This is a genomic window from Comamonas sp. DB36, from assembly GCF_057914905.1.
On the sequence record NZ_CP196633.1, the window covers coordinates 93,641 to 120,210 of the forward strand.

Annotated in this window: 23 protein-coding genes and 2 pseudogenes; 12 read left to right on the forward strand and 13 right to left on the reverse strand. The window is 66.8% G+C overall.

Annotation, left to right across the window (positions count from 1 at the left end; translation table 11 throughout):
• Nucleotides 1-3: 3 nt before the first annotated feature.
• The 7 genes from ACSVDO_RS24865 to ACSVDO_RS24895 form a co-directional block, all read right to left on the reverse strand.
• The gene (locus tag ACSVDO_RS24865; RefSeq protein WP_489597747.1) at nt 4-645 is read right to left on the reverse strand and encodes a 3-oxoacid CoA-transferase subunit B; all 642 of its coding nucleotides are present in this window, start codon (nt 643-645) and stop codon (nt 4-6) included.
• A complete protein-coding gene (locus tag ACSVDO_RS24870) occupies nt 642-1,328 on the reverse strand; it encodes a 3-oxoacid CoA-transferase subunit A (RefSeq protein ID WP_489597748.1) in 687 nt (228 codons plus the stop codon). Before ACSVDO_RS24870 ends, ACSVDO_RS24865 begins: the two co-directional genes overlap by 4 nt.
• Before the next feature lie 9 nt (nt 1,329-1,337).
• On the reverse strand, nt 1,338-2,498 hold the full coding sequence (locus tag ACSVDO_RS24875; RefSeq protein WP_489597749.1) for a thiolase: 1,161 nt from the start codon (nt 2,496-2,498) through the stop codon (nt 1,338-1,340).
• The gene (locus ACSVDO_RS24880; protein WP_489597750.1) at nt 2,495-2,908 is read right to left on the reverse strand and encodes a Zn-ribbon domain-containing OB-fold protein; all 414 of its coding nucleotides are present in this window, start codon (nt 2,906-2,908) and stop codon (nt 2,495-2,497) included. The genes ACSVDO_RS24875 and ACSVDO_RS24880 overlap by 4 nt, the downstream gene beginning before the upstream one ends.
• A 247-nt stretch (nt 2,909-3,155) precedes the next feature.
• A complete protein-coding gene (locus ACSVDO_RS24885; protein WP_489597751.1) occupies nt 3,156-4,064 on the reverse strand; it encodes a LysR family transcriptional regulator in 909 nt (302 codons plus the stop codon).
• Nucleotides 4,065-4,102: 38 nt separating this feature from the next.
• Nucleotides 4,103-4,726, reverse strand: coding sequence for a LysE family translocator (locus tag ACSVDO_RS24890; RefSeq protein ID WP_489597752.1), 624 nt, complete (start codon nt 4,724-4,726; stop codon nt 4,103-4,105).
• On the reverse strand, nt 4,723-4,923 hold the full coding sequence (locus tag ACSVDO_RS24895; RefSeq protein WP_489597753.1) for a hypothetical protein: 201 nt from the start codon (nt 4,921-4,923) through the stop codon (nt 4,723-4,725). Before ACSVDO_RS24895 ends, ACSVDO_RS24890 begins: the two co-directional genes overlap by 4 nt.
• On the opposite strand from ACSVDO_RS24895, the gene ACSVDO_RS24900 reads away from it, so the two are divergent.
• The 5 genes from ACSVDO_RS24900 (at nt 4,924) to ACSVDO_RS24920 (ending at nt 9,357) form a co-directional block, all read left to right on the forward strand.
• A complete protein-coding gene (locus ACSVDO_RS24900) occupies nt 4,924-5,382 on the forward strand; it encodes an Lrp/AsnC family transcriptional regulator (RefSeq protein WP_489597754.1) in 459 nt (152 codons plus the stop codon).
• 89 nt (nt 5,383-5,471) lie between these two features.
• Nucleotides 5,472-6,425 carry a LysR family transcriptional regulator gene (locus tag ACSVDO_RS24905; RefSeq protein WP_489597755.1) on the forward strand — a complete coding sequence of 318 codons (954 nt, stop codon included), beginning with the start codon at nt 5,472-5,474 and terminating at the stop codon, nt 6,423-6,425.
• Between the two features lie 197 nt (nt 6,426-6,622).
• On the forward strand, nt 6,623-7,825 hold the full coding sequence (locus tag ACSVDO_RS24910) for a CaiB/BaiF CoA transferase family protein (RefSeq protein ID WP_489597756.1): 1,203 nt from the start codon (nt 6,623-6,625) through the stop codon (nt 7,823-7,825).
• Nucleotides 7,826-7,860: 35 nt separating this feature from the next.
• Nucleotides 7,861-8,325 carry a MaoC family dehydratase gene (locus tag ACSVDO_RS24915; protein WP_489597757.1) on the forward strand — a complete coding sequence of 155 codons (465 nt, stop codon included), beginning with the start codon at nt 7,861-7,863 and terminating at the stop codon, nt 8,323-8,325.
• A 42-nt stretch (nt 8,326-8,367) separates the two neighbouring features.
• The gene (locus tag ACSVDO_RS24920) at nt 8,368-9,357 is read left to right on the forward strand and encodes a Bug family tripartite tricarboxylate transporter substrate binding protein (protein WP_489597758.1); all 990 of its coding nucleotides are present in this window, start codon (nt 8,368-8,370) and stop codon (nt 9,355-9,357) included.
• A 436-nt stretch (nt 9,358-9,793) separates the two neighbouring features.
• Here the strand turns inward: ACSVDO_RS24920 and ACSVDO_RS24925 are convergent.
• A pseudogene (locus ACSVDO_RS24925) lies at nt 9,794-9,925 on the reverse strand (LysR family transcriptional regulator); the annotation flags it as partial.
• Nucleotides 9,926-9,985: 60 nt separating this feature from the next.
• On the opposite strand from ACSVDO_RS24925, the pseudogene ACSVDO_RS24930 reads away from it, so the two are divergent.
• A pseudogene (locus tag ACSVDO_RS24930) lies at nt 9,986-10,066 on the forward strand (hypothetical protein); the annotation flags it as partial.
• A 105-nt stretch (nt 10,067-10,171) separates the two neighbouring features.
• On the opposite strand, the gene ACSVDO_RS24935 reads toward ACSVDO_RS24930, so the two are convergent.
• From ACSVDO_RS24935 to ACSVDO_RS24950, 4 genes are read right to left on the reverse strand one after another with little or no spacing between them, the layout of a single operon-like run.
• A complete protein-coding gene (locus ACSVDO_RS24935) occupies nt 10,172-11,920 on the reverse strand; it encodes an ABC transporter ATP-binding protein (RefSeq protein WP_489597759.1) in 1,749 nt (582 codons plus the stop codon).
• Nucleotides 11,917-13,719 carry an ABC transporter ATP-binding protein gene (locus tag ACSVDO_RS24940; RefSeq protein ID WP_489597760.1) on the reverse strand — a complete coding sequence of 601 codons (1,803 nt, stop codon included), beginning with the start codon at nt 13,717-13,719 and terminating at the stop codon, nt 11,917-11,919. The genes ACSVDO_RS24935 and ACSVDO_RS24940 overlap by 4 nt, the downstream gene beginning before the upstream one ends.
• Nucleotides 13,716-14,945 carry an MFS transporter gene (locus ACSVDO_RS24945; protein ID WP_489597761.1) on the reverse strand — a complete coding sequence of 410 codons (1,230 nt, stop codon included), beginning with the start codon at nt 14,943-14,945 and terminating at the stop codon, nt 13,716-13,718. Before ACSVDO_RS24945 ends, ACSVDO_RS24940 begins: the two co-directional genes overlap by 4 nt.
• Nucleotides 14,945-17,008, reverse strand: a complete 2,064-nt coding sequence (locus tag ACSVDO_RS24950; RefSeq protein ID WP_489597762.1) for a TonB-dependent receptor — start codon at nt 17,006-17,008, stop codon at nt 14,945-14,947. The genes ACSVDO_RS24945 and ACSVDO_RS24950 overlap by 1 nt, the downstream gene beginning before the upstream one ends.
• A gap of 371 nt (nt 17,009-17,379) precedes the next feature.
• Between ACSVDO_RS24950 and ACSVDO_RS24955 the strand changes: the two genes are divergently transcribed.
• The 3 genes from ACSVDO_RS24955 (at nt 17,380) to ACSVDO_RS24965 (ending at nt 19,919) form a co-directional block, all read left to right on the forward strand.
• The gene (locus tag ACSVDO_RS24955) at nt 17,380-18,315 is read left to right on the forward strand and encodes an AraC family transcriptional regulator (RefSeq protein ID WP_489597763.1); all 936 of its coding nucleotides are present in this window, start codon (nt 17,380-17,382) and stop codon (nt 18,313-18,315) included.
• A gap of 68 nt (nt 18,316-18,383) precedes the next feature.
• On the forward strand, nt 18,384-18,923 hold the full coding sequence (locus tag ACSVDO_RS24960) for a hypothetical protein (RefSeq protein ID WP_489597764.1): 540 nt from the start codon (nt 18,384-18,386) through the stop codon (nt 18,921-18,923).
• Between the two features lie 330 nt (nt 18,924-19,253).
• Nucleotides 19,254-19,919: a TetR/AcrR family transcriptional regulator gene (locus tag ACSVDO_RS24965; RefSeq protein WP_489597765.1), complete on the forward strand. Its 666-nt coding sequence runs from the start codon at nt 19,254-19,256 to the stop codon at nt 19,917-19,919.
• A gap of 103 nt (nt 19,920-20,022) precedes the next feature.
• On the opposite strand, the gene fdx is transcribed toward ACSVDO_RS24965, so the two are convergent.
• The gene (gene fdx, locus ACSVDO_RS24970; protein WP_489597766.1) at nt 20,023-20,361 is read right to left on the reverse strand and encodes an ISC system 2Fe-2S type ferredoxin; all 339 of its coding nucleotides are present in this window, start codon (nt 20,359-20,361) and stop codon (nt 20,023-20,025) included.
• A gap of 325 nt (nt 20,362-20,686) precedes the next feature.
• Here fdx and ACSVDO_RS24975 point away from each other — a divergent pair, with 325 nt between their 5' ends.
• From ACSVDO_RS24975 to ACSVDO_RS24985, 3 genes are read left to right on the forward strand one after another with little or no spacing between them, the layout of a single operon-like run.
• Complete coding sequence (locus tag ACSVDO_RS24975; protein ID WP_489597767.1) at nt 20,687-21,853, forward strand: efflux RND transporter periplasmic adaptor subunit; 1,167 nt, start codon at nt 20,687-20,689, stop codon at nt 21,851-21,853.
• Nucleotides 21,850-25,020, forward strand: coding sequence for an efflux RND transporter permease subunit (locus ACSVDO_RS24980; RefSeq protein ID WP_489597768.1), 3,171 nt, complete (start codon nt 21,850-21,852; stop codon nt 25,018-25,020). The genes ACSVDO_RS24975 and ACSVDO_RS24980 overlap by 4 nt, the downstream gene beginning before the upstream one ends.
• A gap of 3 nt (nt 25,021-25,023) precedes the next feature.
• A complete protein-coding gene (locus ACSVDO_RS24985; RefSeq protein ID WP_489597769.1) occupies nt 25,024-26,517 on the forward strand; it encodes an efflux transporter outer membrane subunit in 1,494 nt (497 codons plus the stop codon).
• The last annotated feature ends 53 nt before the right edge of the window (nt 26,518-26,570 follow it).

Below are 26,570 nucleotides of genomic sequence, written 5' to 3' on the forward strand. Positions count from 1 at the left end.
GCCTCAGTCGAAAATGAGTTCAGCGTCCGTTCGGGACACGAGATCGGAGCGCGTCAGGCCCTCGACCATGTGGAGCACGCGCAGTCCGCCGGGCGTGACTTCAAAGCTGCCCAGCTCGGTGTAGACGCGGTTGACGCAGGCCAGGCCCGTCAGCGGCAGGCTGCAGCGCTGCACCAGGCGGGGCGCGCCGTCGCGCGTCGTATGCTCCATCAGCACGTAGACATTGCGCGCACCGACCACCAGGTCCATCGCCCCGCCCACGGCGGCGGCGACGCCTGGCTGCCCCAGCGACCAGTTGGCGAGATCCCCGCTTTGCGAGACCTGGTAGCCGCCGAGCACGCAGTAGTCGAGATGGCCGCCGCGCATCATCGCGAACGAGTCCGCGTGGTGAAAGAACGCGCCGCCGTCTATCATGGCGACCGGCTGCTTGGCGGCATTCATCAGGTCGGGATCGACGGCTTCGCCTTCGGCCAGCGCGCGCATTCCCAGGATGCCGTTTTCGCTGTGCACCACGATCTCCTGCTCCGCACGCCAGAATTCGACCAGCATCACGGGCAGGCCTATGCCCAGGTTGACATAGGCGCCATCGGGAATGTCGGCGGCAAGCCGGCGGGCCATCTCCCGGCGGGTCTGTTGGGCCGTCATGCCGCACCTCCGTTGGCGCCAGCGCCTATGTCCACCACGCGCGCCACAAAGATGCCGGGCGTCACGATGGCCTCGGGGTCGAGTCCGCCCAGCGCCTGGGTCTGCGCGACCTGCACCACGGCCCGGCGCGCGGCCATGCACATGATGGGGCCGAAGTTGCGCCCCGCCTTGCGGTAGGTCAGGTTGCCCCAGCGGTCCGCGGCATGGGCCTTGACCAGGGCGAAGTCGCCGCGCAGCGGCTTCTCGAACACGTAGCCCACGCCGTCGATGACGCGGGTTTCCTTGCCTTCGGCCAGCTGCGTGCCATAGGCCGTGGGCGTGAAGAAGCCGCCGAGGCCGCAGCCGCCGGCGCGCAGGCGCTCGGCCAGCGTGCCCTGCGCCACGCACTCGAACGCGATCTCGCCGGCCGCATAGGCCTGCTCGAACGCGCCGCAGTCCGCGCCGCGCGGGTAGGAGGCAATCAGGCGGCGGACCCGCCCCAGGCGTATCAGCCGGGCCAGACCGGTGTCGCCGCTGCCGCTGTTGTTGCAGACCACGGTCAGGTCGCTAGCGCCTTGCGCGCACAGCGCATCGAGCAGCTCGATGGGCTGGCCGGCCAGGCCAAAGCCGCTGACCAGTATCGTTGCGCCGTCGTGCACATCGGCAACGGCTTCTTCCACGTCCTTGACGAACTTGTTGATCATGGCGGGGCCTCAGCGCTGCGTCGACAGGATCGCGGTTGCCTGGCTGGACAGCACGCCGCCGTTGCCATGCACCAGCGCGGTTTGCGCGCCCGGCACCTGGCGCGCCTGTCCCTGGCCGCGCAGCTGGGTCACGGCCTCGATCACCAGGAAGATGCTGTACATGCCGGGGTGGGTGCACGACAGCCCGCCCCCGTTGGTATTGACGGGCAGCGCGCCGCCCGGGGCGATGCGCCCGTCCGAGACGAAACGCCCGCCTTCGCCCTTGGGGCAGAAACCCAGGTCTTCGAGAAACAGGATGGGGTTGATGGTGAAGGCGTCATAGAGCTGCACCACATCGATGTCCTTGGGCGCGAGCCCGGCTTCGGCAAACGCGACGGCGCCCGACTCCTGCGCGGGGGTCGCGGTGAGGTCCTGCATGCAGGAAATCTGCCGGTGCCAGTGCGCATGGCCGCAGCCCAGCACGTAGACCGGGTCCGTACGCAGGTCCTGCGCGGGCTCGGCGGCGCTGAGAACGAAGGCGCCCGCGCCGTCGGTGACCAGGCAGCAGTCGCGCACCGTGAGCGGATCCGAGATCATCTTGGCGCCCAGCACATCGGCAATCGTCAGCGGCTCGCGCAGGAAGGCGTCGGGATTGCGCATCGCCCACTGGCGCGCCGCCACCGCGACTTCGGCCAGCTGCTCGCGCGTGGTGCCAAACTCGTGCATGTGGCGCGCCGCGGCCAGGGCGTAGCTGGAGACGGGATTGAACGGCTTGTAGGGATGCTCGTAGGGCTGGGGATCGAGCTCGGCGCGCATCTGGTTGATCTTGCTGCTGCTGGGCGCGCTGCGCGGCGTCGAGCCGTAGCAGATGAGCACGTTCTTGCAGCGCCCGCTGAGGATGGCCAGCGCGGCCACCTGGATGTCGGCAATGAAGGACGAGCCACCGAACATCGTGCTGTCGGAAAAGCGCGGGCGGATTCCCAGGTATTCAGCCATGCGCATGACCCACCACGGCGAGGTCAGGCTGGAGGTGATGATGCCGTCGATGTCGGCCATGCGCAGCCCGCTGCTGCGCACCGCTTCATTGGCCGCCTTGGCGATGATTTCCTGCTCGGTCGCGCCCCCGGCATGGCCCAGGCCGGCCAGGCCGGTGCCCAGAATGGCGACTTTTCCGCGAAGCGAGCCGTTCATGCTGCACCTCCCGCGGGAGCGAACACCAGCAACGGCGCGTCGGCCTGCAGGTCGACGCGCGCGCGCACCTGCTGGCCGATGTGCACCGCGTCGGGCGCGATGTCGACGACGGTGGACATCAGGCGCGGGCCTTCGTCCAGGTCGACCAGGCACACGCAGTAGTCGCCGCCGGGCTTGCGCACCGTCGTCGTGGAGTACACCGTGCCGCGACCCGAGGGGCTTTCCCAGACCAGGGCCTCCGAATGGCAGTAGGGGCAGCACACGCGCGGATAGAAATGCCAGCGGCCGCAATCCTCGCAGCGCGGGATCTCAAAGAGGCCGCGTGCCAAGGCGGAAAAATAGCGCGCGTCCTGGGGACTGGCGTCCAGGGACACACGCTCGGGGGGATGGATGCTTGCAGTCGAATTCAACGGGAACTCCTATGCCGGATAGCGGGCGCCTGCCCAGAGCACAAAGGCGCAATCTAGCGATAGGATTTCGAAACCGGCACCCGAACGCGGGGCCTGGTTTCAAGCATGCTGTCTCCATCTTGCCGCTTTTGTCTCGGAGCTCAGGGCTCTTGCGGATGGGACCAGTGTAGAAATTCGCGGGCTTCAGAGCCATCCGAAAGTTTCGAAGCCGGCGTTCGACGGCCTCAAACCCGGCGCCAGGCAGCTGTCAGTGCGCCTCGCGCGTGATGGCCACGCGCGGGTCTTCCAGCAGGAACTGCACCAGCGCCTGGGAGAAGTGCGGCAGCGGGCTGTCCATGCGCACGGCCAGATTCAGCTCGCGCTGCGCCCAGGACTCGGCCAGGGGCAGCAAGCTGATGCCGGCCGGCTGGTTGCCCAGCACGCAGGTGGGCACCAGCGCGATCCCCAGACCCGAGGCGACCAGCGACAGCACCGAGTCGAAGCTGTGCGCATGCAGGCGCGCGCGCAGCGGCTTGCCGGTGCGCTGGGCCATGTCGCGCAGAAACATGAAATTGCTGCTGCTGCGGCTCATGCAGACAAAGTCGAAGTCCAGCGCCGCGCCGAGCTTGACCTCGGAATGGGAGGCCAAGGTATGCCCGTCGGGCACGGCAATCATCAACCGATCCCGTGCATAGCGATGGACCTCGAGGCCCGCCAGCTCGGTGCCGCCCGCGAAAATGCCGAAATCGATCTCGCGCGCCAGGATGGCCGCGGGAATGGTCTCGCTTTGCCGCTCCTCGATATCCACTTCCACATCCGGGTTGAGCATCAGGAAGCGGCCTATGGACGCCGTGGCATAGCCGTTGAGCGAGCTGCTGTTGGCCGCCAGCCGCACATGGCCCTTGAGCCCGGACACGAAGCGGCTCACATCCACCTGCATGCGCTCGACCTTGTCGAAGATCTCGCGCACGTAGACCAGCACCGCCTCGCCTGCGGGCGTGAGGTCCATGCCGCGCGGCGTGCGCAAGAACAGCGCCGCGCCCATGGCCTGCTCCAGGTTCTTCAGCCGATAGCTCGCGGACGAGGCCGTGATGTGCACCGCCGCGGCACCTGCCGAAAGGCTGCGCGCCTGGGCGATTTCAAGAAAGAGTTTGAGGTCGGTGAGTTCGTAGCGCATGGCGAATGCTACCTCTGCCGCGCAGGTGCGCAACGCATTCAGGCAGCCAGCCTCACCATCTGGCCTGCAAGCAAAGCCGCGGCGATCACCACCATGGCCGCGCCGGAGAGGCGGCTGACCCAGCGTGCGGCCTCGGGCCGTGAGCGCAGCACGACCTGGGCGCCGAGTCCGACCAGCAGGTACACCACGGCGCTGCTGAACACATGCACGCCACCGAGCGCCATGATCTGCAGGCCCACGGGCCAGGCGCCCGCAGGCTCGGTGAACTGGGGCATCAGCGCCAGAAAAAGCAAAAAGACCTTGGGATTCAAGCCGCTGACGCACACCCCCTTGATCAGCCACTGCCGGCCGCTGGCCGGGCCTGGTCGCGCATCGCTGACCACGGCGCCGGGCCGCAGCAGCATGCCCACGCCCAGATAGGCCAGGTAGACCGCGCCGCACAGCGTCATGGCTTCCAGCGCCACCGGCATGCCGGCTATCAGGGCACCGACGCCCGCGGCCACCAGCAGCGTGGCCAGCAGATGGCCCACCAGCAGACCCGAGACCGCGGGCACCACGGCCCGCTGCAGGCCACCTGAAATGGCATAGGCCCAATCCACGCCCGGCGTGATCACGAACATGGCGGACACCGCCCAGAACAACGCAAGATTCGCCGCACTCATTGCCCTGCGCCTCCGCCGACCGGCACAGCGCAAGCTATTTTCATTTCCAGATCCATCATCACTTTCATCGGCCGGAAGACAAATCGCGTCTTCATCCACCAGCCCAGTCTCAAGAGTCGGAAATGGTATTGCCAAGGTCTCGCAATGTGCTGCTCATCTTTGCCAGACAATTCATTGTTATTGGCATAATTTGCCAAATGGATTCAATCGATCGCAAAATTCTTGCGCAGCTGCAAAACGACGGCCGGCTCACGGCCACGGAACTGGCCGAGCGTGTCGGCCTGAGCGTCTCGCCCTGCCTGCGGCGCGTACGCGCGCTCGAGGAGCAGGGCGTGATCACCGACTACCGCGCGCGCGTCGACCCCAGCGCGGTGGGCCTGAACTTCTCGGCGCTGGTGTTCGTCATCCTGCGCCAGGCCGATCGCAGCATGATCGAGCAGTTCGAGGCCGCGGTGCTGGGCGTGCGCCAGATCACCCAGGCCCAGCGGCTGTTCGGCGAGCCCGACTACCTGCTCAGGTGCACGGTGAAGGATGTCCATGCATTTCAACGCCTCTACGACGATGTGCTGATCGCCCTGCCCGGCGTGCAGCGCCTGACTTCCACGCTGGTCATGAAAAGCCTGATTGACGACCGGCCCCTGGCCTGGCTTGAATAGCCCGCGCTGCGCTGGCCCAAAGCAGGCCAGCGCGCGGCGCTGAACCCATTTCCCGGCGCAGACCGCAAGCAACCCAGGCAAAATCGGCCATGGCCTTAGACATCCGCAACCTGCGCTACTTCCTCGGGGTGGCCGCCGCGCAGTCCATCTCGCGCGCGGCGGAGAACCTGCACATTGCCCAGCCCGCGCTGAGCGTGCAGATGCGCCAGCTCGAGGAAGAGCTCGGCACCCAGCTGCTGGAACGCACGCCCAAGGGCGTGGTGCTGACGGCCGCGGGCCGCCTGTTGCAGGAGCGCGCGCAGGAGATACTGGCGCGCGTCGACAGCCTGTATGGCGACATCCGCAGCGCCGGCGCCGAGCCGCAAGGCGTGGTGGCCATAGGCCTGCCCCTGTCGGTGGCACAGCTCATCACGCTGGAACTGGTGCGCGCGGCCATGGCGCAGCTGCCCAAGGTGCGGCTGCAGTTCGTCGAGCTCAGCACCGGCCATGTGCCGCAGTCGCTGCTCAAGGGCGAGATCGATCTGGGGCTGACCTTCATTGCCGCCGACATGCAAAGCATACGCTGCGAGGAACTGGTGCATGAAGACCTGGTGCTGATCGGCCCGCCGGGGCGCTTTTCCGACTACGCGCAGTTCAACAGCGCCAAGGCCTGCAAGGTGCGCTTTCGCGATCTCGACGGCCAGCCCATGGTGCTGCCGCAGGGCGCGCAAAGCCTGCGCGCCCTGCTCGAGCAGCTGCAGCGCAAGGCGTCCATCACGCTGCCCGCGGCGGTCGAGGTCAGCTCCATCGCCCAGCTCATCGAGCTGTCGGGGGCCGGCATTGGCTGGAGCATCCTGTCCTATGCCTCGGTGCGCTCCCAGCTGCGCGCCGGCCAGGTCTCGGTGGCGCGCATCACCCACCCGGCCATCACCCGCTCGGTCTATCTGTGCCGCAGCGCGGGCGCCCAGCCGACCATGGCCACGCTGGCGGTCATCGACCTGCTGCAGGGCATCGTCGCGCAGATGAAGGCCGACGACCGCTGGCCCACCAGCGCGCGCCGCTAGGTCGCAGCCGCCTCGCGCTGGGAGCGACGGGGCATATGCGGCCGCTATGGCCTGCATACGAAAACGCTCTTTGCGTTAGACGCGGGTGACTTCTAGCATTGCTGCCACAGCCTGCGATCGCGCCCTGCGTTTCGCGCTCGAACCACCAGAACACCTGCGCGGCGCACCAGCGCCGCCGCATCGATACACGGACTTCCATGACTCCTCTTCAAGGCCTCAAGGTCATTGACCTCAGCAAAGTGCTGGCCGGCCCGCTGTGCGGCCAGCACCTGGGCGCGCTCGGCGCGGACGTGATCAAGATAGAGCCGCCCGGCAGCGGCGACGACACGCGCTCCTGGCTGCCGCAGGAAAAGGGCCAGTCGGCCACGTTCCTCTCGGTCAACCACAACAAGCGCAGCCTGGCTGTCGATCTCAAGACCGATGCCGGCCGCGCCATCGTCCATGCCCTGGTCAAGGACGCCGACATCGTGCTGCAGGGCTTTGGCGGCGGCACGGCGCGCAAGCTGGCGGTGGACTACGAGACGCTGTCGGCGCTCAATCCGCAGCTCATCTATCTTGAAATCTCGGGCTATGGGCGTGACGGCCCGCTGGGCGCCGAGCCCGGCTACGACGTGATGCTGCAGGCCTTCAGCGGAATGATCAGCACCATGGGCGCAGCCGGCGGGCCGTTCGCGCGCGCCAGCTTCTCGCCCGTGGACCTGAACACCGGCACCAATGCCGTCGCCGGCGTGCTGGCCGCGGTCATCGAGCGCGGGCGCACCGGCAAGGGCGTCTATGTCGAAGTCTCGCTGCTTGATACGGCCATGGGGCTGATGACCTATCTTGCGCAGAATTACTGGCGCACCGGCAAGCTGCCCCAGCGCATGGGCACGGCCCATCCCGCCATGGCCCCCTACCAGGCCTTCGAAGCCGCCGACGGCCCGCTGATGCTGGGCGTGGGCAACGAAGCGCAGTGGCAGCGGTTTTGCGCCGTGGCCCAGCTCGAGGACATGCGCGATGACCCGCGCTTTGCCACCAATGCCGACCGCGTCGCGCATTTCGACGACACCGTGGCGCGGGTTGGCCAGGTGATGCGCACGCGCACCATTGCGCAATGGCTGCCGGCGCTGCGCGCCGCTGGCGTCGCCTGCTCGCCCATCCACACGCTGGACCAGGCACTGGAGCATCCCCAGCTGCAGGCGCGCGAGCTGCTGGTGCATACCGCGCACCCGGTGCTGGGCGATCTGCAAAACGTGGGCCTGCCCATTCGCTTCAACGGCGAGGCGCGCAGCGCCTGCCGCCCGCCGCCGCTGCTGGGCCAACACACCGACGAAGTGATGGCCCAGGCGGGCTTTGCCGCCGAAGACATCGCGCACTGGCTGCGCACCGGGGTCGTGGCCTCGAGCAATGCGGCCACTTGACCACCCCATCTCTCACCCCCTTGCACCCGACCACCATGCCCGGATTCAACATGTTCAAGCAGTACTACTTCGATGACTTCAGCGTCGGCGAGGAATTCCCCATCCCGTCGCGCACCATGACGGACGCGCTGTTCGCCGCCTTCCAGCTGGCCAGCGCCGACAACCACCCCAGCCACTACGACGTCGAATACTGCCGCCAGCGCGGCATGCCGGCCCTGGGCGCGCACGGCTTCCAGATCCTGATCCAGAGCGCCGCAGGCGCGGGCTGGTTTCCGCACTATGTCGAGGACTCGATGAAGGGCTTCATCGAACAGTCCAGCCGCTTTCTCAAGCCCGTGTATTCGGGCGACACGCTGTATCCGATGCTTTGCGTCTCGGAACTGGTTCCTGGGCGCACCACGGGCGTGGTGGTCCTGAGCTCGCGCATCACCAACCAGCGCGGCGAATGCGTGATGGAAGGGGTGCAGAAGTACCTCATCAAGCGCCGCGCCGCGCAGTAAGCCCCGGCTTTTTCTTTTTTCCAAAAACAAGGTATCCGAGACATGCAACGACGCCACTTCATCACCACCAGCACCGCCCTTGCCGCCCTGGGCACGTTCGGCCATGGCGCGAGCCTGGCGCAAGCCGGCGCCGCCGGCTATCCCAGCCGCCCGGTCAAGATCGCTGTCGGCTTCCCCGCAGGCCAGGCCACCGACTTGATCGCGCGCGTTCTGACCGACCGCCTGGGCGCCCGGCTGCACCAGCCGTTTCTGGTGGAAAACCGCCCCGGCCAGGGCGGCAGCCTGGCGCTGGGCTACCTTGCCCAGCAGGCACCCGACGGCTACAACATCGCGTTTGCCAACACCGGCGCGGTGCTGACCAATCAGTTCCTGCAGAAAAAGCTTTCCTACAAGCCGGAGGACATCCAGCCTGTGATGCTGCTCGGCGACATTCCGCTGGTGCTCGTGGCGCGCCCGGGCGCGCCTTTCCAGGACCTCAAGGGCATGATCGAGTTCGCGCGCAAGAATCCCGGCCGGCTGACCTATTCGACGCCCGGCAACGGCACGACCTCGCACCTGGCCATGGAATCGCTCAAGCAGGCGGCCAAGGTGGAAATGGTGCATGTCCCCTATACCGGCAGCGCCCGCTCGCTCACCGACCTGATGGCCGGCAATGTCGACGCCTCGTTTGACACCATCACCACCGTCCAGCCTTTCGTCGATGCCCAGAAGCTCAAGGCCCTGGCCGTGGGCACGCCCCAGCGCATTGCCTCGCTGGCCAATGTTCCGACGCTGGCCGAAACCGGCTACCACGACCTGATCGGCAGCGTGTGGATAGGCGCACTGGCGCCGCGCGGCACCCCCAAGGCGGTGAGCGACCAGCTGGAGGCGGCCATCACCGCCGTGCTGCAGGAACCTGCGACCCGGGCCAAGCTGCTCACCGTGGGTTTCTTCCCGCGCTTGCTGTCAGCCCCGGCATTTGACAAGATGCTGCGCGACGATGCGCCCAAACTGCAGCAGATCGTGAAGATCTCCGGCGCTTCCGTGGACTGAGTGGTCGCTGCGCGGTCTGTGCAGGCCGTGCAGCAGCGCAAGCTCTTTGCGCCGTCTTCTCGATGGCGCAAGCCTTCTGAATCCAGCTGTTGTCCATATTCTCCCAGGGTCATTGGGCACCGTTCCCGCACTCAAAGCACAAGAGCGCGTGGAGGTACAAGCAGCGTCTGCATAAATCAGCAGGGCCTCTCGCCCGTCGCGCAGTCGTTGTTGCTCAAGAAGCGTTTTGCGGCAATTCCCGCGCGATCACATGGCGTTGGATTTCACCGGTTCCCTCGCAGATCTGCAGCTTCGCGTCGCGAATGAGCTTCTCTACGAGTTACTCGGTCGAGTAACCTACCGCTGCGGTTGCCGCCCACATCGCGGCATCGGCCGAAAAGGCTTTGGCGATAGAGGCTTCGATGGGGTGAAGCTGCCCCTGGTCTGCAAGGCGTGCTTCGCGCGCCACTTCCGCCAGCGCCTGCGCGGCATAGGTAGGGTACAGGTTGCGCCCCTCGTGGCGAAACAGCGCGCAGCGCAGGCCGGCTTCGAGAGCGTGCCGGGCGCGGTGCACGCTCACGGGCCTGATCTGGTGAAGCTGCTGGCCGGCAAGGATGTGCTGGTAGGCGTGATCGATGTGGGCAGCGAGGTGGTAGAGACCGCCGAGGAACTGGCAGACCCCATTGCCCGGGCGCTGGAGTTCGTGCCCAGGGAGCGGCTGTTCCCGTGCACGAACAGCGGCCTGGCGCCGATGTCGCGGGACCTGGCGTGGCGCAAGCTCGAAGCGCTGGCCGAGGGCACGAAGCTGACCAAGGAGCGCCTGGCCGGCGCGTCCTCAAGCTGCGTCCATGGTCCACAGCCGCGCTTCCATCTGCCGCGCCCAAAGGCGCGCATAAAGCCCTGCATGCCGCATCAACTGGTCATGCGTACCCTGCTCGACCAGACGCCCCTGGTCCAGCACCAGGATCTGATCCGCATGGCGTACGCTGTGCAGGCGGTGGGCGATGACCACCACCGTGCGCCCGCGCGTGAGCGCTGCCAGCGCGCGCTGGATTTCCACCTCCGCCGACGGGTCGACGTTGGCTGTGGCCTCGTCCAGCAGCAGGATGGGCGCATTCTTGAGCAAGGCCCGGGCAATCGCCAGGCGCTGCCGCTCCCCGCCAGACAGCGAAGCTCCGCCTTCGTCCAGCACGGTGTCATAGCCCTGGGGCAGGGCCTCGATGAAAGCATGGGCCTGTGCCTGGCGGGCCGCGTCGACGATTTGCGCGCGCGTGGCATCGGGGCGACCCAGGCGCAGGTTCTCCAGCACCGAGCCGGAAAACAGCACCACATCCTGGAACACCATGCCGACATGGCGTTGCAGTTCCTCGCTGCCTAGCGCCCGCAGATCGGCGTTGCCAAGATGGATGGCGCCCGCGCTCACGTCCCACAGGCGCGCAATCAGGTGCACCAAGGTGGATTTTCCAGCACCGCTGGGCCCGACAATGGCCGTCACCGAGTTCGCGGCAAGCGTGCAAGTCACGCCCTGCAGGGCAAGGCGCTGCGCGCCTTCATAGCGGAAGTCGACCTGCTCGAAGCGGATATCACCGCCCTGCGGCACCGCCGGGCACAGCGGCTGTGCCAGCGCAGGCGCCGCCAGCAAGGCCTCGATGCGCTGTAGCGCCTTGCGCGCAAAGCGCAGCAGCATGACCGCAAGGCCGGCATCGAAGAGACAGCGGTAGACGGGCAGCACGATCACCAGGAAAGCCAGCAGGTTCATGGCATCGAGTTCTCCCGCGAGCATCCACTGCGAGCCGATCAGCACCAGCGCGACATAGCCCGCCTCGAGAAAAAAGCCAAAGGACACCAGCCAAGGCGTGGGCTTGGATTCCACCGCGAGCACGGCGCCATGCAGTTCCTCCAGCACCTGCTCCAGGCGCTGCCAGGCCCAGCCGAAGCGGCCATGGACGCGCAGCACGGCAATGCCCTGCAGATATTCGAGAATCGCCGACTGCGCGGCCGCGCTCGCCGCCATCACGCGCTCGGCGGGACGGCTCGCCACCTGCTGGGTCACCAGCAGCGCCAGCAAGGCCGGCGGCAGGCCTGCCAGCGCCAGCAAGGCCAGGCGCCAGTCAAGCCAGGCCAGGAACGCCATGAGGCACAGCGGCGTGACGATGCCGGTGACAAATGACCCCAGGAAATGCGACCAGATATGCTCGATCAGCTCCAGATCCGAGGTCAGGCGCGCCCCGAGGTCCCCGCCGCGCTGGCGTGCATGCCAGCCCATGGGCAATTGCCGCAGGTGGTCGGCGACCCGCAGCCGCGCCTCGCCCATCATGGAGTAGGCCCCCGCATACAGCGTGGGCATGCCGCGGCGCCCGCACTCGACGCGCAGGCCCAGGCACAGCAGCATGCCCAGTGCGCAGCCAGCAATGCCGGCGGATGTAAGCGCGCCGCTGCCCACGCCCTGCAGCAGCAGATAAAGCCACGGGTACAGGGCGGCAGCCCAGAAGGCCTCCGCCATGGTCCACATCAGGCCCCGGCGAAAGCGAGGATCGGGTTTTGCGGAAAGCCGCAGTCCGGCCAGCATGAGTTCGCGGATCATGGCGCAAGCTCCCGTGCGGGCGCGCCACCGCCCATTCCCAACGACCAGTTGCGCGTTTCCTCGTGGTCGCGCCACAACCGCTGGTAGGCCGTGCAGGACACCAGCAGCTCCTCGTGCCGGCCCTGGCCCACCACCCTGCCCTTGTCCAACACGACAATGCGCTGCGCATGCACGACCGTGCGCAGCCGGTGCGCAATCATCAGCACCGTCCGGCCACGGGCCAGCGCATTGAGCGCCTGCTGGATCAAGGCCTCGTTTTCCGCATCCACGCTGGCCGTGGCCTCGTCCAGCAGCAGCAAGGGTGCGTTCTTGAGCAGTGCCCGCGCGATCGACAGGCGCTGTCTCTCCCCGCCCGACAGCATTGCGCCGCGCTCGCCAATGGCCGTTGCGTAGCCCTGTGGCAGGGCCATGATGAAGTCGTGCGCTCTGGCCGCCCGGGCGGCTCGCTCCAGATCCGCATCGCTGGCATCCGGGCGCGCCAGCCGCAGGTTGTCGGCGACCGAACCGGCAAAAAGAAACACCTCCTGGAACACCATGCCAATCCGGTCGAGCAGCGCGTCCAGCGGCCAGTCACGCACGTCCACCCCGCCCACACGCACGCTGCCGGAATTCAACTCATACAAGCGCGGCAGCAAGCGCACCAGCGTGCTCTTGCCCGAGCCACTCGCGCCGACCAGCGCCGTGAGTTCGCCGGCAGCCGCGCGCAAGCTCACTGCGTGCAGCGACTGACGCTCGCCGTAGGCGTGCGAGGCAGCGACGAATTCCACATCCAGCGGGCCCTCAGGGACCCGCGTCCGCAAATCCTTCAGCGCGGGCTCGGCCAGCACTTCGTTGACGCGGCCAAGCGCATCGGCGCGCTGCAACTGCTCGCCCATGGCAAAGGTCAGCCGCAGCAGGGGCAACAGCACCAAAGGTGCGATCAGCAGGAACAGCACGAAGGTCGGCAGATCCAGCCGCCCGCCCAGCAGCAGCCAGGCGCCCATGGGGGCGACGGCGACCAGGCTGGACGACAGCAGGCCGGTGAAGAGCACCCAGCCCAGCGCGCTGTCCTTGGCGTAGCTCTGCACCCAGGCCGCGGCGCCATGGATCTGGGCTTTGAGATCGCTGAACGACCGCGCATCGCGCCCGAAGGCCTTCACCACGCTGATGCCGCGCAGGTATTCGCCCATCTGGTCGGCAATGCGCTGTTGCAACGCACCCCACTGGCGCATTCGCCCCGCCGCACGGCGCATCAGCACGCTCTGCGCCACGACGGCAAACGGCAGCGGCAGCAGGGTGGCGAGCGCCAGCCGCCAGTCCGCGACGGCCAGCAGTGCCAAGGCCGCGACCGGCACCGTGGCCGAAGCCACGGCATCGGGCAGCATGTGCGCCAGGAAACCTTCGAGGTTGTTGATGTCGTCCGTCATCGTACGGCGCAGGCTGCCCGAACCCCGGCCCGCGAAGAACGACAGCGGCACCTCGCCAAGACGGCGTGCCACCCCCAGACGCAGACGGTGCTGCACGATGAAGGCCCCCTGGTGCGCCAACACATGGCTGAGCGCCATCAGCGCCCAGCGCAGCAGCAGCAAGGCCAGCATGCCCGCCGCCAGCCAGCGGATGCGCTGGACATCGGGGCTTTGGGCCAGCAACTCGACCAGCACCAGATACAGCACACCGTACGGTGCGATGCTCAGCGCGGCGGAGGCCACGGCCGCGGCACCGGCCCAGGCCAGCGCGCGCGCGCCACCGAGTGCCAGGCCGATGAAGGTTTGCGGCCGCACGGGCAGTTGGGCTGCGCGATCTGCTGCATACCTGCTCATGTCCGCAACTCCTGCGCGCGCAAGCGCTTGTCGGCCACGGACAATGCCGGCGCGCGGTATGCAAGCGCCAGCAGCACCGCCCCCAGCCCCGAGGCAGCCGCAAGCGCCAATACCCCGCCATACCCCCATTGCACCGCCAAGACTGTGCCCGCGCTGATTGCGCCAAAGACGACAAACTGGTTGAGGCTGAACTGCAAGGTGTAATCGGTGGCGGGAGCATGGGCCGAGACCCGGTCCATCATCAGCGTGGCCAGCACGACTGCAGCGGGGTTGTAGCAGAGGAAATAGAAAATCACCGCTAAGGAAAGCGCGCTGTCTTGCGTACTCGCCCACAAGGGCAGCGCGACCGCCGCAATGCCCAGCACCTGCACCAGGGCTGCCCAGACCAGCAAGCGCCCGCATCCGAAGCGCCCGATCAACCAGCCCGTGACCGACGTGGCCAGCGTGCCAGCCAGCGGGCCCAGCACATTGAGCATCAGTCCGATGCGCTCCAGCGTCCAGCCCGCATCCACAAGCATGGGCGTCATGACCGCGTAGGCCAGGCCGCTGCCGACGGTGTAGAAGAGCACGATCGCCAGCCACGCGGGCCAGCCCTCTTGCCGCCACAGCGTCCAGAAACGCGATGCCACCTGCACCTTGGAGCGCGCGCCATGCACCGGGGTCGGCTCACGGAAGAACACCAGCTGCACCCAGGAGATCCCCGTCACGGCCGCCATGATGTACATGCTGCCGGCCCAGCCCACATGCCTGTAGGCAATCAGCACCAGGCCCGCGCCCACCAGCGTGCCCACCAGGCCACCCGCAATCTGCAGCGCGTTGCCATGGCCGCGCAAGGCGGGCGGCAGCAGCGTGCAGGCCAGGCCGTCGGCCGCCACATCCTGCGTCGCCGAGAAAAACGCCAGCAACAGGCACAGGCCATAGATGGTGCCGAAGTCGCCTGCTGGATCGAAGCGCGCCAGTGCCAGCAGACAAAGCACCATGCCCGCCTGCATCAGTACCAGCCAGCCACGGTAGTGACCCAGCCGGCCGAACCGCAGTCGGTCCACCAGCGGTGCCCACAGAAACTTGAAGGGCCACACCATGCCCAGCATGTAGACCTGGCTGACCCGCTCCATCGAGCCTCCCTGCTCCAGCAGGATGGCCACGAAGGCCCCGACGAAAAACATCAGCGCTATCGTCTGCGTCGTGTAAAGGCTGGCCAGCAGCCACCAGAGACCGCGACGCATCACAGCGTGTACCGCAGGCCTACACCCAGCATGCGACCGCGCGCGGGCGCACCATAGGTGACATCCGGACTGGCCCAGTAGCCATAGAGATCCGAACGCCTGTCGAGCAGATTGTCCGCCCACAGATAGAATTCGGCCCTGCCGTGCTGGATGCCGACACGCAGGTCCAGCTTGCCGTAGCTGCCGAGATCGAAGTGGTTGTGCGGGTCGGCGGGCCGGCGTCCTGAATGGAAGTAGCTGGCCTGGGCGGTGAGCGTTGGCGCGGTCATGCCTGCAAAGGCCGGCAGGGGCTTGCGGTAGCGCACCTGCAGCTGGCCTGCCCATTCAGGCACCATGGGCATGCGATTTCCACGCGAGATGGCGCCCGATGTCGTCATCAGGTCGCTGGTGATTTCGGCCCGTGTGTAGGCCAGCATGGCCGAAAGACTCAGTTGGGGCGTGACACGCCAAGTGCCATCCACTTCTACGCCCCGGCTTTTGCTGTCCATATTGAAGACCTGGCTCACGAAGGTATCGCTGTCGTAGGCCAGCAGCTGGTTGTTGCGCACCCCGTTGTGGAACACCGCACCATGCAGCGCGAGGCGCTGGTCCTGCGACACGGACTTGAACCCCAGCTCGAACGCGTTCACGCGCGCGCCGCGGTATGGCGCGCTGTCGGCCAGCTGGCCCGCGTAATCCTGGAACCCCGCGGGACTGTAGCCGCTTGACAGCGCGGTGTAGACCTCGGCGTCGCGCGCCACGGCATAGCTCAGCGCCAGGCGGCCGGTGGTGTAGGAGTCGTCCATGCGCCGCTGGTCCACCGCTCCGGCCACGGCGCCGCCATAACGCCCTGCATAGCTGCGACGCGACCATTCCCGGCGCAGGCCGGCGCCCAGCTTGAGCTTTTCCGTGACCGGCAGCGACACGTCACCGAACAGCGCATGGCGTTGGTTCTCATAATCCCGCGCAGTGCTGATGCCGGGCTGCAATGGATACGCCAGCGTGTGATTGATGCGGTCGCCGCGCGACAGATAGGCGCCCAGATTCCAGGCCAGCGCCGCTCCGGGCAGCGAAGACCATTGAAGGTCCTGGCTCAGGGTATTGTCGTCTCCCTGGTAGACCTGGGCGTAGACCATGGGCATGCCGTAGAGCGCCTGGTACAGATGCTCGTCGTAAGCCAGCACGCGGGTGGATCTCTGGCGCGTGTAGCCCGTGGTCGCACTCAGGCGGCTGGCGTCGAGATCATGCGTGAGTCGCAGCGCGTACAGCCCCAGTTGCTGCTGGTTGATCCCATAGATGTCGTCGGGCAGGCTCAGCACCGGCTTGTCGGCATAAGGGCGCAGCATCAGCAAGTTGGGATTGCCGCGCACGCGCTGCTGGGAGGCCGTCAGCTCGAACGACGTGCGCGGCGCGAGTTCACCGGCCAGCGTCGCGCGAAAGGATAGATCGTCGGGCTTGCTCAGCGGCTTGCCCGTCTGGCTGTTGGTGACCCAGCTGTTCTCGCCAATGTGGCGCAAGGCGATGCGCCCGCGCAGGCGCGCACCCAGGGCCCCACCCCAGGCAAACTCCTCTAAGTTGCGGCCGTTCTGGCCCACTTCCGCGCGCAGGTAGCCGCCCGCAGCGGGCGTGGGGCGTACCGTGCGGACATCGATCATTCCGGCCGCGGCGCTGGCGGCACTACGCGTTCCCTGCGGGCCCTTGTAGATGTCGACCCCTTCGGCATCGAGCGTGCCGAACGAAAGATAGCGTGACGGCACCTGCAGGCCGTCGATGCTCACGCCGGACAGCATTTCATCGCTGGAGCTCTGGTAGAGCGAACCCACGCCGCGGATGTAAATGGTGTTGTCCTGGGGGCCGCCCGAAGTGTAGATGCCCACTCCGGGCGTGGCCTGGAGCACCCGCTCCACGCTGTCGAGGCTGCCGGTCGCCAGCTCCCGCGCATCGACCCGGGTCACGCTGGCCGCGGATGCACGACCGGCATCGGCATCGGCATCGCGCCGCCGCCCGGAGACGGTGATGGGCGCAAGCACGCCGCCATCGACTGCCGCGCTCTGGCGCTCGGCGCCGCCGGCATCGACTGGCATGCTGTGCGCATGAAGACCCGATGACAGAAATGCCAGCAGCAGCAGCGCAGCCGGCTCGCATGCAGGATGGAAGGGGCGCGCGCGCCGGGAGGGCGGCGCAGGTCTTGCGGAATGCGGCATGGAATCTTTCCTAGAGAACAGTTCAGGTGCGCCGAGGCCGGGCGGTCGCAGGCCGTGCACGATCGCGCGATCGACCTGGGGCGGGCAAGGGCACACCAATAAAAGCTTGCGCCCGCTTCGACAACGCAGCAGACGCACATTGCCGAAGCACTCAAATGATGATAATGATTCTCATTTATAATTCCACTCCATTCCGATCAAAACCTGCCCTCAGGCAGTCACCGTGGCGCGTCATGAGCACATCCCCTTCCATGGCCAGCCTGCTGGTCACCCGGCTGGTCGCCGATTCATCGCTGGTGCGCACAGGCCCGGGAAGCAGTTGCCGCATCGTCCAGGTCGCGCTGGGCGATGGGGTCGAGCTGGTGTACTGGCAGGGGCATTTCGAAGACACCCTGGACCTGGCGTTGAACGACGATAGCGAGCGCATCTGCTTTAGCTTCAATTGCCTGCTTCAAGGCCAGGCCAGCTGTCTTTTTGACGCGACCCACGATCAGGAGCATGTGCTGCAGGCCGGTTCGGGCAACATCAGCTACGGACCCGGACGGACCGGCCGATACCGGCAGAAAGGCACGCTGGCCAACCTGTCGGTGATGGTCCGCCCCGACATGCTGTCGGCCTGGACAGACACCTCGGACACGGCTTTGCGCCAACTGCTGGAATGCGGAGGGTTTGCCACCGGCCACCGCGGCGGAGAACTTGCGGCGACAGCCCAGCACATCAGCGCTCAGCTGCTGGCGAGCGCCGCCTATGGGGTTCAGCAGCAGCGCCACCCGCTGTGGTTTCAGGGCCAGGCCACGACCATGGTGGGTCTGTTCCTCGAGGCCAGACGTTGCGTGACGCCAGCTTCCCCAGTTGGAACGCAGCACGCGCGTCTGGAGCGGGCGCGCGATCTGCTGCTTGCCGACCTGGGGCAAGCACCGTCACTGGCCGCGCTGGCAGCGGTCGCGAACATGAGCGAGGCCACTCTATTGCGCGGCTTTCGCCGGGTCTTCGCCTGCAGCCCCTATGCAATGTTCCAGCGCGAGCGTATGCAGGCGGCCCGCGTCAGGCTGCAAACCCGGCGGCAGTCTGTGGTCACGGTTGCCGCGGATTTCGGCTACACCAACGCCAGCCATTTCGCGGCGGCCTTTCGCGCGCAATTCGGCATCCTGCCCGGACAACTCAAACGCGACCATGCGATCGGCTAGCTGCGCGGCCTGCGCGCTCGCCCGTCAGCAGGAACTGCCCTGCGCAGTCCTTGTCGATCGAATGCATCTTGACTATGTATATCAAAACGACAGTCACCCCTCTGTTGAATAATTATGAAAATGCCAAGCTCTTGGCAGCAATTGCTGTCACCACGTTCATATTGACATTCTTTGTGAAGTGGCCGCCCAAACACCTGGAGCCGCCGCCTTCCTATTCAACGAAGATCATTCGGTTCATGGCTTTGTCAACACCGACGATCACCAGAAGAGAAAGACGGGTGGAAATGAAGGGCGAGTCCGGCGAAAAATATCTGAAGTGGTGGTATTTCTCGAATGTCGGCTCGATCTCGCACGGCGTGGACATCGGAGATGCCCTGGACGTATGGGTGACGGATGTGGATGCGGCAATATTCGGAGGGCGTGGATACATCTGGCAGGTGCGCAATGTAAGCCAAGATGTCATATTGATTGCACCCAGTCAAATCATGGAACACCACACTCGGCTTTACCAATACGCCCTGTTCAAATGCTACATTTTGATTTCAATCTCCTTACTCACCACTGTTTTCGCCATACACCGTTACAGAATGCATAGGCTGCCCCCCTAATTAAAGAACAGCGGCAGATAAATATCAGAACACCATTTACAGTTGAGATGGACTGCAAGCCCTGATGGCCGAACACGGTGCGGGCGAGGGGCGCGACCGCCAGGACCACGGCCTAACCGCCAAACCTTGCATTCCCGCCCCACGGCCCCGTATGGCGGTGTTGCCTCGCGGTCATTGAATTCTTGCGACCTACCGGATGCACGGTCGCGGTGGCCACCACCGACGACGCCTTCGGCCTGGATTTCGCCATCAAGCACCCGTGGACCGGACTATTCGCCATCGGCATAGACTGCGTGAAGCACCCTCGAATTCCTGAGCCAGTCAGATGGCATGTTCACCCCACCTATCACGCGCTGCGCAGCGGACTCGATCCTGGTCGTTGGCTGCAATCCGGCAAGGCTTTGCGAACAAGCGCGCGGCAGGCGGACCCCGGAGGCGGCACAAAAGCACTTCAACGCGCACGGTCTGGAGCGCGCCAGCGTGGACGCCATCGCTGCGGACGCGGGTGTTTCCAAGATGACCGTGTACAGCAACTTCGGCTCCAAGGAAGGGCTGTTCCATGCCGTGGTGCGCGACAGGACGGCGATGGTGATGGCTGGAGTCGCGGACGCAGGAGCGCTGGACCCGCAGCAGCCTGAGCAGGCGCTGGCGGCGATCGGCGCCCGGTTTCTCGCCCTCTCGCGCGGGGAGGACGCCCTGGGCGCCTTGCGCTCTGTGTACGGCGTCGCGGGTGCACAGCCGGAAGTCTGCCTGGGCCTCTACCAGGAAGGCCCGGAGCGCGTGAACCGCGAACTCGCGGCGTACCTGCGCCTGGCACACGCGGCGGGCACGCTGAAGGTGCGCCATCCGCTGCAGGCGGCCGACCTGTTCCTGTCGATGTTCATGGGGTCCGGCCATATCCGCGGGCTGCTCAAGCTCGAACTGCCCGATGCCCGGGAAAACAAGGCTCTGCTGCGCGAGGCCGTGAGGGTCTTCATGGCGGCGTATGGCGCCTAGCTCCCCACGCTAACACCCGCGGCAACCGCCGCGGTTTTTTCATGGCGCGCCCGCATGGCAAAGCGGCAACCCGCACGCCCAGCGCCCGCTGGCTCACTCCCGCTCAGTGGTTTTCCTTGGCGTGATTGACCGTGTACTTGGGAATTTCCACCGTCAGGTCTTCTCTGGCAATGACGGCCTGGCAGCTCAGGCGCGACTGCGCCTCCAGGCCCCAGGCGCGGTCGAGCAGGTCGTCCTCGCTTTCTTCGATGGCGTTGAGCGAGTCAAAGCCCTTGCGCACTATGCAGTGGCAGGTGGTGCAGGCGCTGCTTTGCTCGCAGGCATGCTCGATTTCAATGCCGTGATCCAGCAGGGCCTCGCATATCGAAGTGCCTGCGGCCACCTCTAGTACCGCGCCTTCGGGCGCGAGGTCGGCATGGGGTAGGACAGTCAGTTTGGGCATAGGTTCTCGTCGCCGCTCAATGCGGCCGCTTGCGTTGCTCGGTCTTCCAGGCGCTTGCGCCTCGGGGGCAATGGAGCGCCGGGACGCTGTTCCCTCTGCAGGGACCGCTCAAGTCCTGGCGCGTTTCCATGCTGGAAAGCCTAAGCCTTGCCAAGGTGACAAGGTCAAGCCCGGCCCGCCTTCCAGGCCACACCTTTGCGCTGCCCCGCCCGATTCCAGCAAACAACGCTTGACCCTCCCAGCGTGGCAAGGCCGATAAACGCAGCAGAAGCTACTTCGGCTCAGCAAATACCAACTGTCGACTGCTGTCGCAAAAGGAAACATGATGGAAGTCAAACGCGCAACCCTGATCACGGCGGCGATGGGCGCAATGCTCGCCGTCGCCGGATGCCAGGAGGCGGCGCCGTCCGCCGCACCCGCCAAACCGCCCACGATTCCCGTGGCCGAAGTGATGGTTCGCCCGGTCACGCCCTTTGTCGAATTCACCGGCTCGCTGACCGCGGTCAAGCGCGTCGAACTGCGCCCGCGGGTCGCAGGCTACATCGAGGGCGTGAGCGTGCCCGAGGGGCAGTATGTCGAGAAGGGCCGGGCGCTGTTTCACATCGATCCGCGGCAATTCCAGGCCACGCTGAATGCCGCGGCGGCGCGCCTGCGCGAGGCCCAGGCAGCCTGGCAGCTCGCCCAGGCCGAACATGCCCGCGCCGAAAAGCTGTTTGCGCAGAAGGTCGTGGCGCGCGATCGGCTGGACACCGCCGCTGCCGCGCTGCATGCGGGCCAGGCCCAGGTCGAGGCCGCCAAGGCGGCGCTCGAGACCGCAAAGCTGGATCTGGGTTTCGCGCGCGTCACGGCGCCCATCAGCGGACGGGTCGGCCAGGCCCTGGTCACCGAAGGCAACTACGTTGCCAGCGGCCTGACCCCTCTGACGACGATTGTCTCGGTCGACCCGCTGCATGTGTATTTCGATGTCGACGAACGCACGTACCTGCGCTCGCTGGCCGCCGGCCGCGCCAGCGCCAGCCCGCAGGCGCCCCAGGCGTCCAAGGTCATGGTGGCCCTGCTCACCGACAAGACCTATTCGCGCCCCGGCCGTGTCGACTATCTGGCCAACACCAGCGATCGCGCGACGGGAACGGTGCGGGTGCGCGCCGTGGTCGCCAACCCCGACGGGCACCTGACGCCCGGCCTGTTTGCCAAGGTCAAGCTGGAGACCGGCGCGCCGCAGGCCAGGGTGCTGATTTCCGATCAATCGATTGGCACCGACCAGGGCAGCCGCTATGTGCTGGTGGTCGGCAAGGACGACAAGACGGAGTACCGCCCCATCGAGCTGGGCGCGGTGGTCGACGGCCTGCGCGTGGTCGAGCAAGGCCTGCAGCCGGGCGAGCGCATCGTCGTCAAGGGGCTGGTGCGTCCCGGCATGCAGATCACCCCCCAGACCGCGGCCATTGACGGCACGCCCGTCGAGGCCACAGCCACCACGGGGGCCGCCCAATGAGCTTTCCACGCTTTTTCATCGACCGGCCGATCTTTGCCATCGTGCTGTCGGTGCTGATGGTGATTGCCGGAGGCGTTGCCTTCTTCCAGTTGCCGCTCAGCGAGTACCCGGCCGTCACGCCGCCCACGGTGCAGGTCACGGCATCCTACCCGGGCGCCAACCCCAAGGTGATTGCCGAAACGGTGGCCGCGCCGCTGGAGCAGGCGATCACCGGCGTCGAGGGCATGATGTACATGTCGTCGCAGTCGGCCACCGACGGCCGCATGGTGCTGACCGTGACCTTCGCCCAGGGAACCAACGCCGACATGGCGCAGATCCAGGTGCAAAACCGCGTCTCGCGCGCGCTGCCGCGCCTGCCCGAAGAAGTCCAGCGCCAGGGCGTGATCACGCAAAAGACCTCGCCGGACGTGCTGATGGTGGTTCACCTGCTGTCGCCCGACAAGCGCTACGACCCGCTCTACATCTCCAACTACGCCTATCTCCAGGTGCGTGACGAGCTGTCGCGCATTTCGGGCATCAGCGATGTGCTGGTATGGGGCGCGGGCGAATACAGCATGCGGCTGTGGCTGGACCCGGGTCTGATTGCCGCGCGCGGACTGACGGCCGGCGACGTGATTGCCGCCGTGCGCGAGCAGAACGTGCAGGTGGCCGCCGGCTCCGTGGGCCAGGCCCCCAATTCCAGCGCCGCCTTCCAGGTGACGGTGAACACGCTGGGACGGCTGACCGACGAGGCGCAATTCGGCGACATCATCATCCGCACCGGCAACGACGGCCAGGTGACGCGCCTGCGCGATGTCGCCCGCATAGAGATGGGGGCCGACGCCTACGCGCTGCGCAGCCTGCTGGACGGCGAGCCCGCGGTGGCGCTGCAGATCATCCAGAGTCCGGGCGCCAACGCGCTGGACGTCTCGAAGGCGGTGCGCGACACCATGCAGCGGCTGGAAGTCAACTTTCCCGCGGGGCTGAGCTCGCGCATTGCCTACGACCCGACGGTGTTTGTGCGCGCTTCGCTGGAATCGGTGGTGACCACGCTGCTGGAGGCCATCGTGCTGGTGGTGATCGTGGTGGTGCTGTTCCTGCGCAACTGGCGCGCCTCGCTGATTCCGCTGATGGCGGTGCCGGTGTCGCTGATAGGCACCTTTGCCGTCATGCACCTGATGGGCTTCTCGCTCAACACTCTGTCGCTGTTTGGTCTGGTGCTTTCCATAGGCATCGTCGTCGACGACGCGATTGTCGTGGTCGAGAACGTCGAGCGCCACATAGAAAACGGCGAGGAGCCCGCGCAGGCCGCCCGGCTTGCCATGGATGAGGTCACGGGCCCCATCATCGCCATCACCTCGGTGCTGGCCGCGGTGTTCATCCCCACCGCCTTCCTCAGCGGGCTGCAAGGTGAGTTCTATCGGCAGTTTGCGCTCACCATCGCCATCTCGACGATTCTATCGGCCGTCAACTCGCTGACGCTGAGCCCGGCGCTGGCCCGGCTGCTGCTGCGCCCGCGCCAGCACGCCGTCGTGCATGACCCGCGCAGCCTGCGCGGGCGCGCCGACCGCTGGCTGCAGACGTTGAGCCGGCCGTTCCAGCGCACTCCCGACGCCTATGGCAGCACGGTGCGCAAGGTGGTGCGCATCAGCGGCCTGGCATTGCTGGTCTACGCCGGTCTGCTGGCGCTGACCTTCCTGGGCTTCAAGGCCGTGCCGCCGGGCTTCGTTCCCATGCAGGACAAGTATTTCCTGGTGGCGATTGCCCAGCTGCCCAACTCGACCTCGCTGGACCGCACCGAGGCCGTGGTCAAGCAGATGTCGAAGATGGCGCTGGACGAGCCCGGCGTGGAAAGCGTCGTCGCGTTCCCGGGACTGTCGATCAACGGCATGGTCAACGTGCCCAATGCCGCGGTGGTCTTCGTGATGCTCGACCCGTTCAAGGACCGCACCACGCCCGACCTGGGCGCGAACGCGATCACCGGCCGGCTGCAGGCGAAATTCTCCAGCATTCCCGATGGCTTCCTGGGCGTGTTCCCGCCGCCGCCGGTGCCCGGACTGGGCGCCACCGGAGGCTTCAAGATGCTGGTCGAGGACCGCGGCGGCGCCGGCCTCGACGCCCTGGTGCGGCATACGCAGATCCTGATGACCAAGGCCACCGAGTCGGGACAGGTCGCGGGGCTGATGACCAGCTTCGACGTCAACGCACCGCAGCTGGACGTGAGCATCGATCGCACCCAGGTCAAGAGCCAAGGTGTGCGCCTGGCGGATGTGTTCGAGTCGCTGCAGGTCTATCTGGGCTCGCTCTATGTGAACGACTTCAACCGCTTTGGCCGCACCTACAAGGTGACCGCCCAGGGCGATGCCGAGCACCGCATGCAGGCCGAGGCCATTGGCCGCCTGCAGGTGCGCAACGCCGCCGGAGACATGCTGCCGCTGTCCTCGTTTGTCACCGTCACGCCCAGTTCGGGCCCGGACCGCGTGATCCACTACAACGGCTACCCGGCGGCGGATATCGCGGGCGGCGCAATGACGGGCGTCAGCTCGGGGCAGGCGGTGGCGGTGATGGAGCGGCTGGCAAAGGAGGTCCTGCCCGAAGGCATGGCCTTTGAATGGACCGATCTGACCTTCCAGCAAAAGCTGGCAGGAGACTCGGCGCTGTTCATTTTCCCGCTGTGCGTGCTGCTGGCCTATCTCATCCTGGCGGCGCAATACAACAGCTGGCTGCTGCCGCTGTCGGTGCTGCTGATCGTTCCCATGTGTCTGCTCAGCGCGATCCTGGGCGTCTGGCTGGTGGGCGGCGACAACAACGTCTTCGTGCAGATCGGGCTCATCGTGCTGGTCGGCCTGGCCGCCAAGAACGCGATTCTGATCGTTGAGTTCGCGCGCAGCCGCGAAGCCGAGGGCGCAAGCGCGGTGGATGCGGTGGTGGAGGCTTGCCGGCTGCGGCTGCGGCCCATCGTCATGACCTCGCTGGCCTTCATTGCCGGAGTCGTGCCGCTGGTGCTGGCCACCGGCGCGGGCGCGGAGATGCGCCATGCCATGGGGATTGCGGTCTTTGCCGGCATGCTGGGCGTGACGCTGTTCGGGCTGTTCCTGACGCCGGTTTTTTATGTGGTGATGCGCGGCCTGTCGGCGCGCTTCGAGCGGCCCCGGGCAAGCACCCGGGCGCGCCTGGAGGAGATCTAAGTGATGAGAAATTCCTATATAGCCGTTTTGCTGCCTGCGCTGCTGCTGGCCGGGTGCGCAGTCGGCCCGGAGTACGTGCCGCCCGCGCTGGCGGCACTGCACGCATCGCAGTTTCCCGCCAGCTTCGAAGATTCCTCCATCGGGCTGAGCGCGGGGGCGGTCGAGTTGGCCTGGTGGCGCGGCTTTGACGATCCCGCGCTGGCCGGCCTGGTCGAGCGCGCGCTGGCGGCAAACCATGACATCGGCCTTGCGGCGGCGCGGCTGGCGCAGGCCAGCGCCCTGCTGAGGGAAAACCGCCAGGGATTCCTGCCCAGCGGGGGGGTCGCGCTGGACTACGACAACCGCCGCCGCAGTGAAAGCCAGAAGCCGGCCGGCCAGCCGCGCCGGGTCGACAGCTACCGCGGCGCCGTCGACGCCGCATGGGAAATCGATCTGTTTGGCCGGGTGCAGCGCTCGGTGGAGGCGGCCGAGGCGCAAGCGGGTTCGCGCGCGGCGCTGCTGCGCGGCGTGCAGGCCGGCGTCGCCGCGGCGGTGGCCGCCACCTGGTTCGAGCTGCACGGTATCGAGGCCGAACACGCTGTCGTCGCCGACATCCGCCAAAGCCAGATCGACGGCCTGCGCCTGGTCGAGGCGCTGGTGGACGCCGGCTCGGCCAGCGAATTCGACCGGCTGCGGGCCGAGGCGGCCTTGCGCAGCGTCGAGGTGGCCCTGCCCGAACTCGAACGCCGGCGCGCGGCCTCGGCCAACGCCCTGGCCGTGCTGCTGGGCGAAACCCCGCACGGATTGCGCCTGCCCGCGGGCACACCCGGCGCCGACGCCTTGCGCGTTCGAACGATTGCCGTGGGCGATCCCGCCGCCCTGCTCTCGCGCCGCTCCGACATCGTAGCGGCCGAACGCAGCCTGGCCGCGGCCACGGCCGGCATTGGGGTGGAGACCGCCGGACTCTACCCCGAAGTCCAGGTGCAGGGCTCGATCGGGCTGGTGGCCGGCAGTCTCAGCACGCTCAGTGGCGGGGCAGCGCTGTCGGCCTTCATCAGCCCGGTCATGCGCTGGTCTTTTCTCGATACCGGGCGGGTGCGCGCGCGCATCGCGGCCAGCGAGGCCCGCGCCAAGGAGGCATTGATCCACTACGACCAGACCGTGGCCCGCGCCCTGCAGGAAACCGACGATGCCTTCAAGGCCTATGGCGCCGCGGGCAGCACGCTGGGCCTGCGCCTGCGGGAGTCGGCCGCCCACCGCGAAGCGGCGCGCCTGGCGCGCGTGCGATTTGCGCAGGGCGAAGGCCTTTATCTGGAAGTGCTGGAAGCCGAGCGCGCCGACTTCGCCAGCCGGCGCGCGCTGGCCATTGCCCGCACCCAGCAACGCCTGGCCGTGGTCAGCATCTACAAGGCACTGGGCGGCGGCTGGGAGCTTTGCGCCTGGACCCGGCAAGACTGCGGCGGCGCCGACGGCACGTCAAGCGCCAGCCTGGCAACGCAGATTTCACCCGGGCCTTGACCTTCACACGATGTCAGCCCCCAAGCTTTGCTTTCGGCGGCCAGCGTCACGCC

What these genes read in the sequence shown, in the direction of transcription:
- ACSVDO_RS24865 (WP_489597747.1), bottom strand. Translation starts at nt 645, where the DNA reads ATGACGGCCCAACAGACCCGCCGGGAGATGGCCCGCCGGCTTGCCGCC.
- ACSVDO_RS24870 (WP_489597748.1), bottom strand. Translation starts at nt 1,328, where the DNA reads ATGATCAACAAGTTCGTCAAGGACGTGGAAGAAGCCGTTGCCGATGTG.
- ACSVDO_RS24875 (WP_489597749.1), bottom strand. Translation starts at nt 2,498, where the DNA reads ATGAACGGCTCGCTTCGCGGAAAAGTCGCCATTCTGGGCACCGGCCTG.
- ACSVDO_RS24885 (WP_489597751.1), bottom strand. Translation starts at nt 4,064, where the DNA reads ATGCGCTACGAACTCACCGACCTCAAACTCTTTCTTGAAATCGCCCAG.
- ACSVDO_RS24890 (WP_489597752.1), bottom strand. Translation starts at nt 4,726, where the DNA reads ATGAGTGCGGCGAATCTTGCGTTGTTCTGGGCGGTGTCCGCCATGTTC.
- ACSVDO_RS24900 (WP_489597754.1), top strand. Translation starts at nt 4,924, where the DNA reads ATGGATTCAATCGATCGCAAAATTCTTGCGCAGCTGCAAAACGACGGC.
- ACSVDO_RS24905 (WP_489597755.1), top strand. Translation starts at nt 5,472, where the DNA reads ATGGCCTTAGACATCCGCAACCTGCGCTACTTCCTCGGGGTGGCCGCC.
- ACSVDO_RS24910 (WP_489597756.1), top strand. Translation starts at nt 6,623, where the DNA reads ATGACTCCTCTTCAAGGCCTCAAGGTCATTGACCTCAGCAAAGTGCTG.
- ACSVDO_RS24915 (WP_489597757.1), top strand. Translation starts at nt 7,861, where the DNA reads ATGCCCGGATTCAACATGTTCAAGCAGTACTACTTCGATGACTTCAGC.
- ACSVDO_RS24920 (WP_489597758.1), top strand. Translation starts at nt 8,368, where the DNA reads ATGCAACGACGCCACTTCATCACCACCAGCACCGCCCTTGCCGCCCTG.
- ACSVDO_RS24935 (WP_489597759.1), bottom strand. Translation starts at nt 11,920, where the DNA reads ATGATCCGCGAACTCATGCTGGCCGGACTGCGGCTTTCCGCAAAACCC.
- ACSVDO_RS24940 (WP_489597760.1), bottom strand. Translation starts at nt 13,719, where the DNA reads ATGAGCAGGTATGCAGCAGATCGCGCAGCCCAACTGCCCGTGCGGCCG.
- ACSVDO_RS24945 (WP_489597761.1), bottom strand. Translation starts at nt 14,945, where the DNA reads ATGCGTCGCGGTCTCTGGTGGCTGCTGGCCAGCCTTTACACGACGCAG.
- ACSVDO_RS24950 (WP_489597762.1), bottom strand. Translation starts at nt 17,008, where the DNA reads ATGCCAGTCGATGCCGGCGGCGCCGAGCGCCAGAGCGCGGCAGTCGAT.
- ACSVDO_RS24955 (WP_489597763.1), top strand. Translation starts at nt 17,380, where the DNA reads ATGGCCAGCCTGCTGGTCACCCGGCTGGTCGCCGATTCATCGCTGGTG.
- ACSVDO_RS24965 (WP_489597765.1), top strand. Translation starts at nt 19,254, where the DNA reads ATGTTCACCCCACCTATCACGCGCTGCGCAGCGGACTCGATCCTGGTC.
- fdx (WP_489597766.1), bottom strand. Translation starts at nt 20,361, where the DNA reads ATGCCCAAACTGACTGTCCTACCCCATGCCGACCTCGCGCCCGAAGGC.
- ACSVDO_RS24975 (WP_489597767.1), top strand. Translation starts at nt 20,687, where the DNA reads ATGGAAGTCAAACGCGCAACCCTGATCACGGCGGCGATGGGCGCAATG.
- ACSVDO_RS24980 (WP_489597768.1), top strand. Translation starts at nt 21,850, where the DNA reads ATGAGCTTTCCACGCTTTTTCATCGACCGGCCGATCTTTGCCATCGTG.
- ACSVDO_RS24985 (WP_489597769.1), top strand. Translation starts at nt 25,024, where the DNA reads ATGAGAAATTCCTATATAGCCGTTTTGCTGCCTGCGCTGCTGCTGGCC.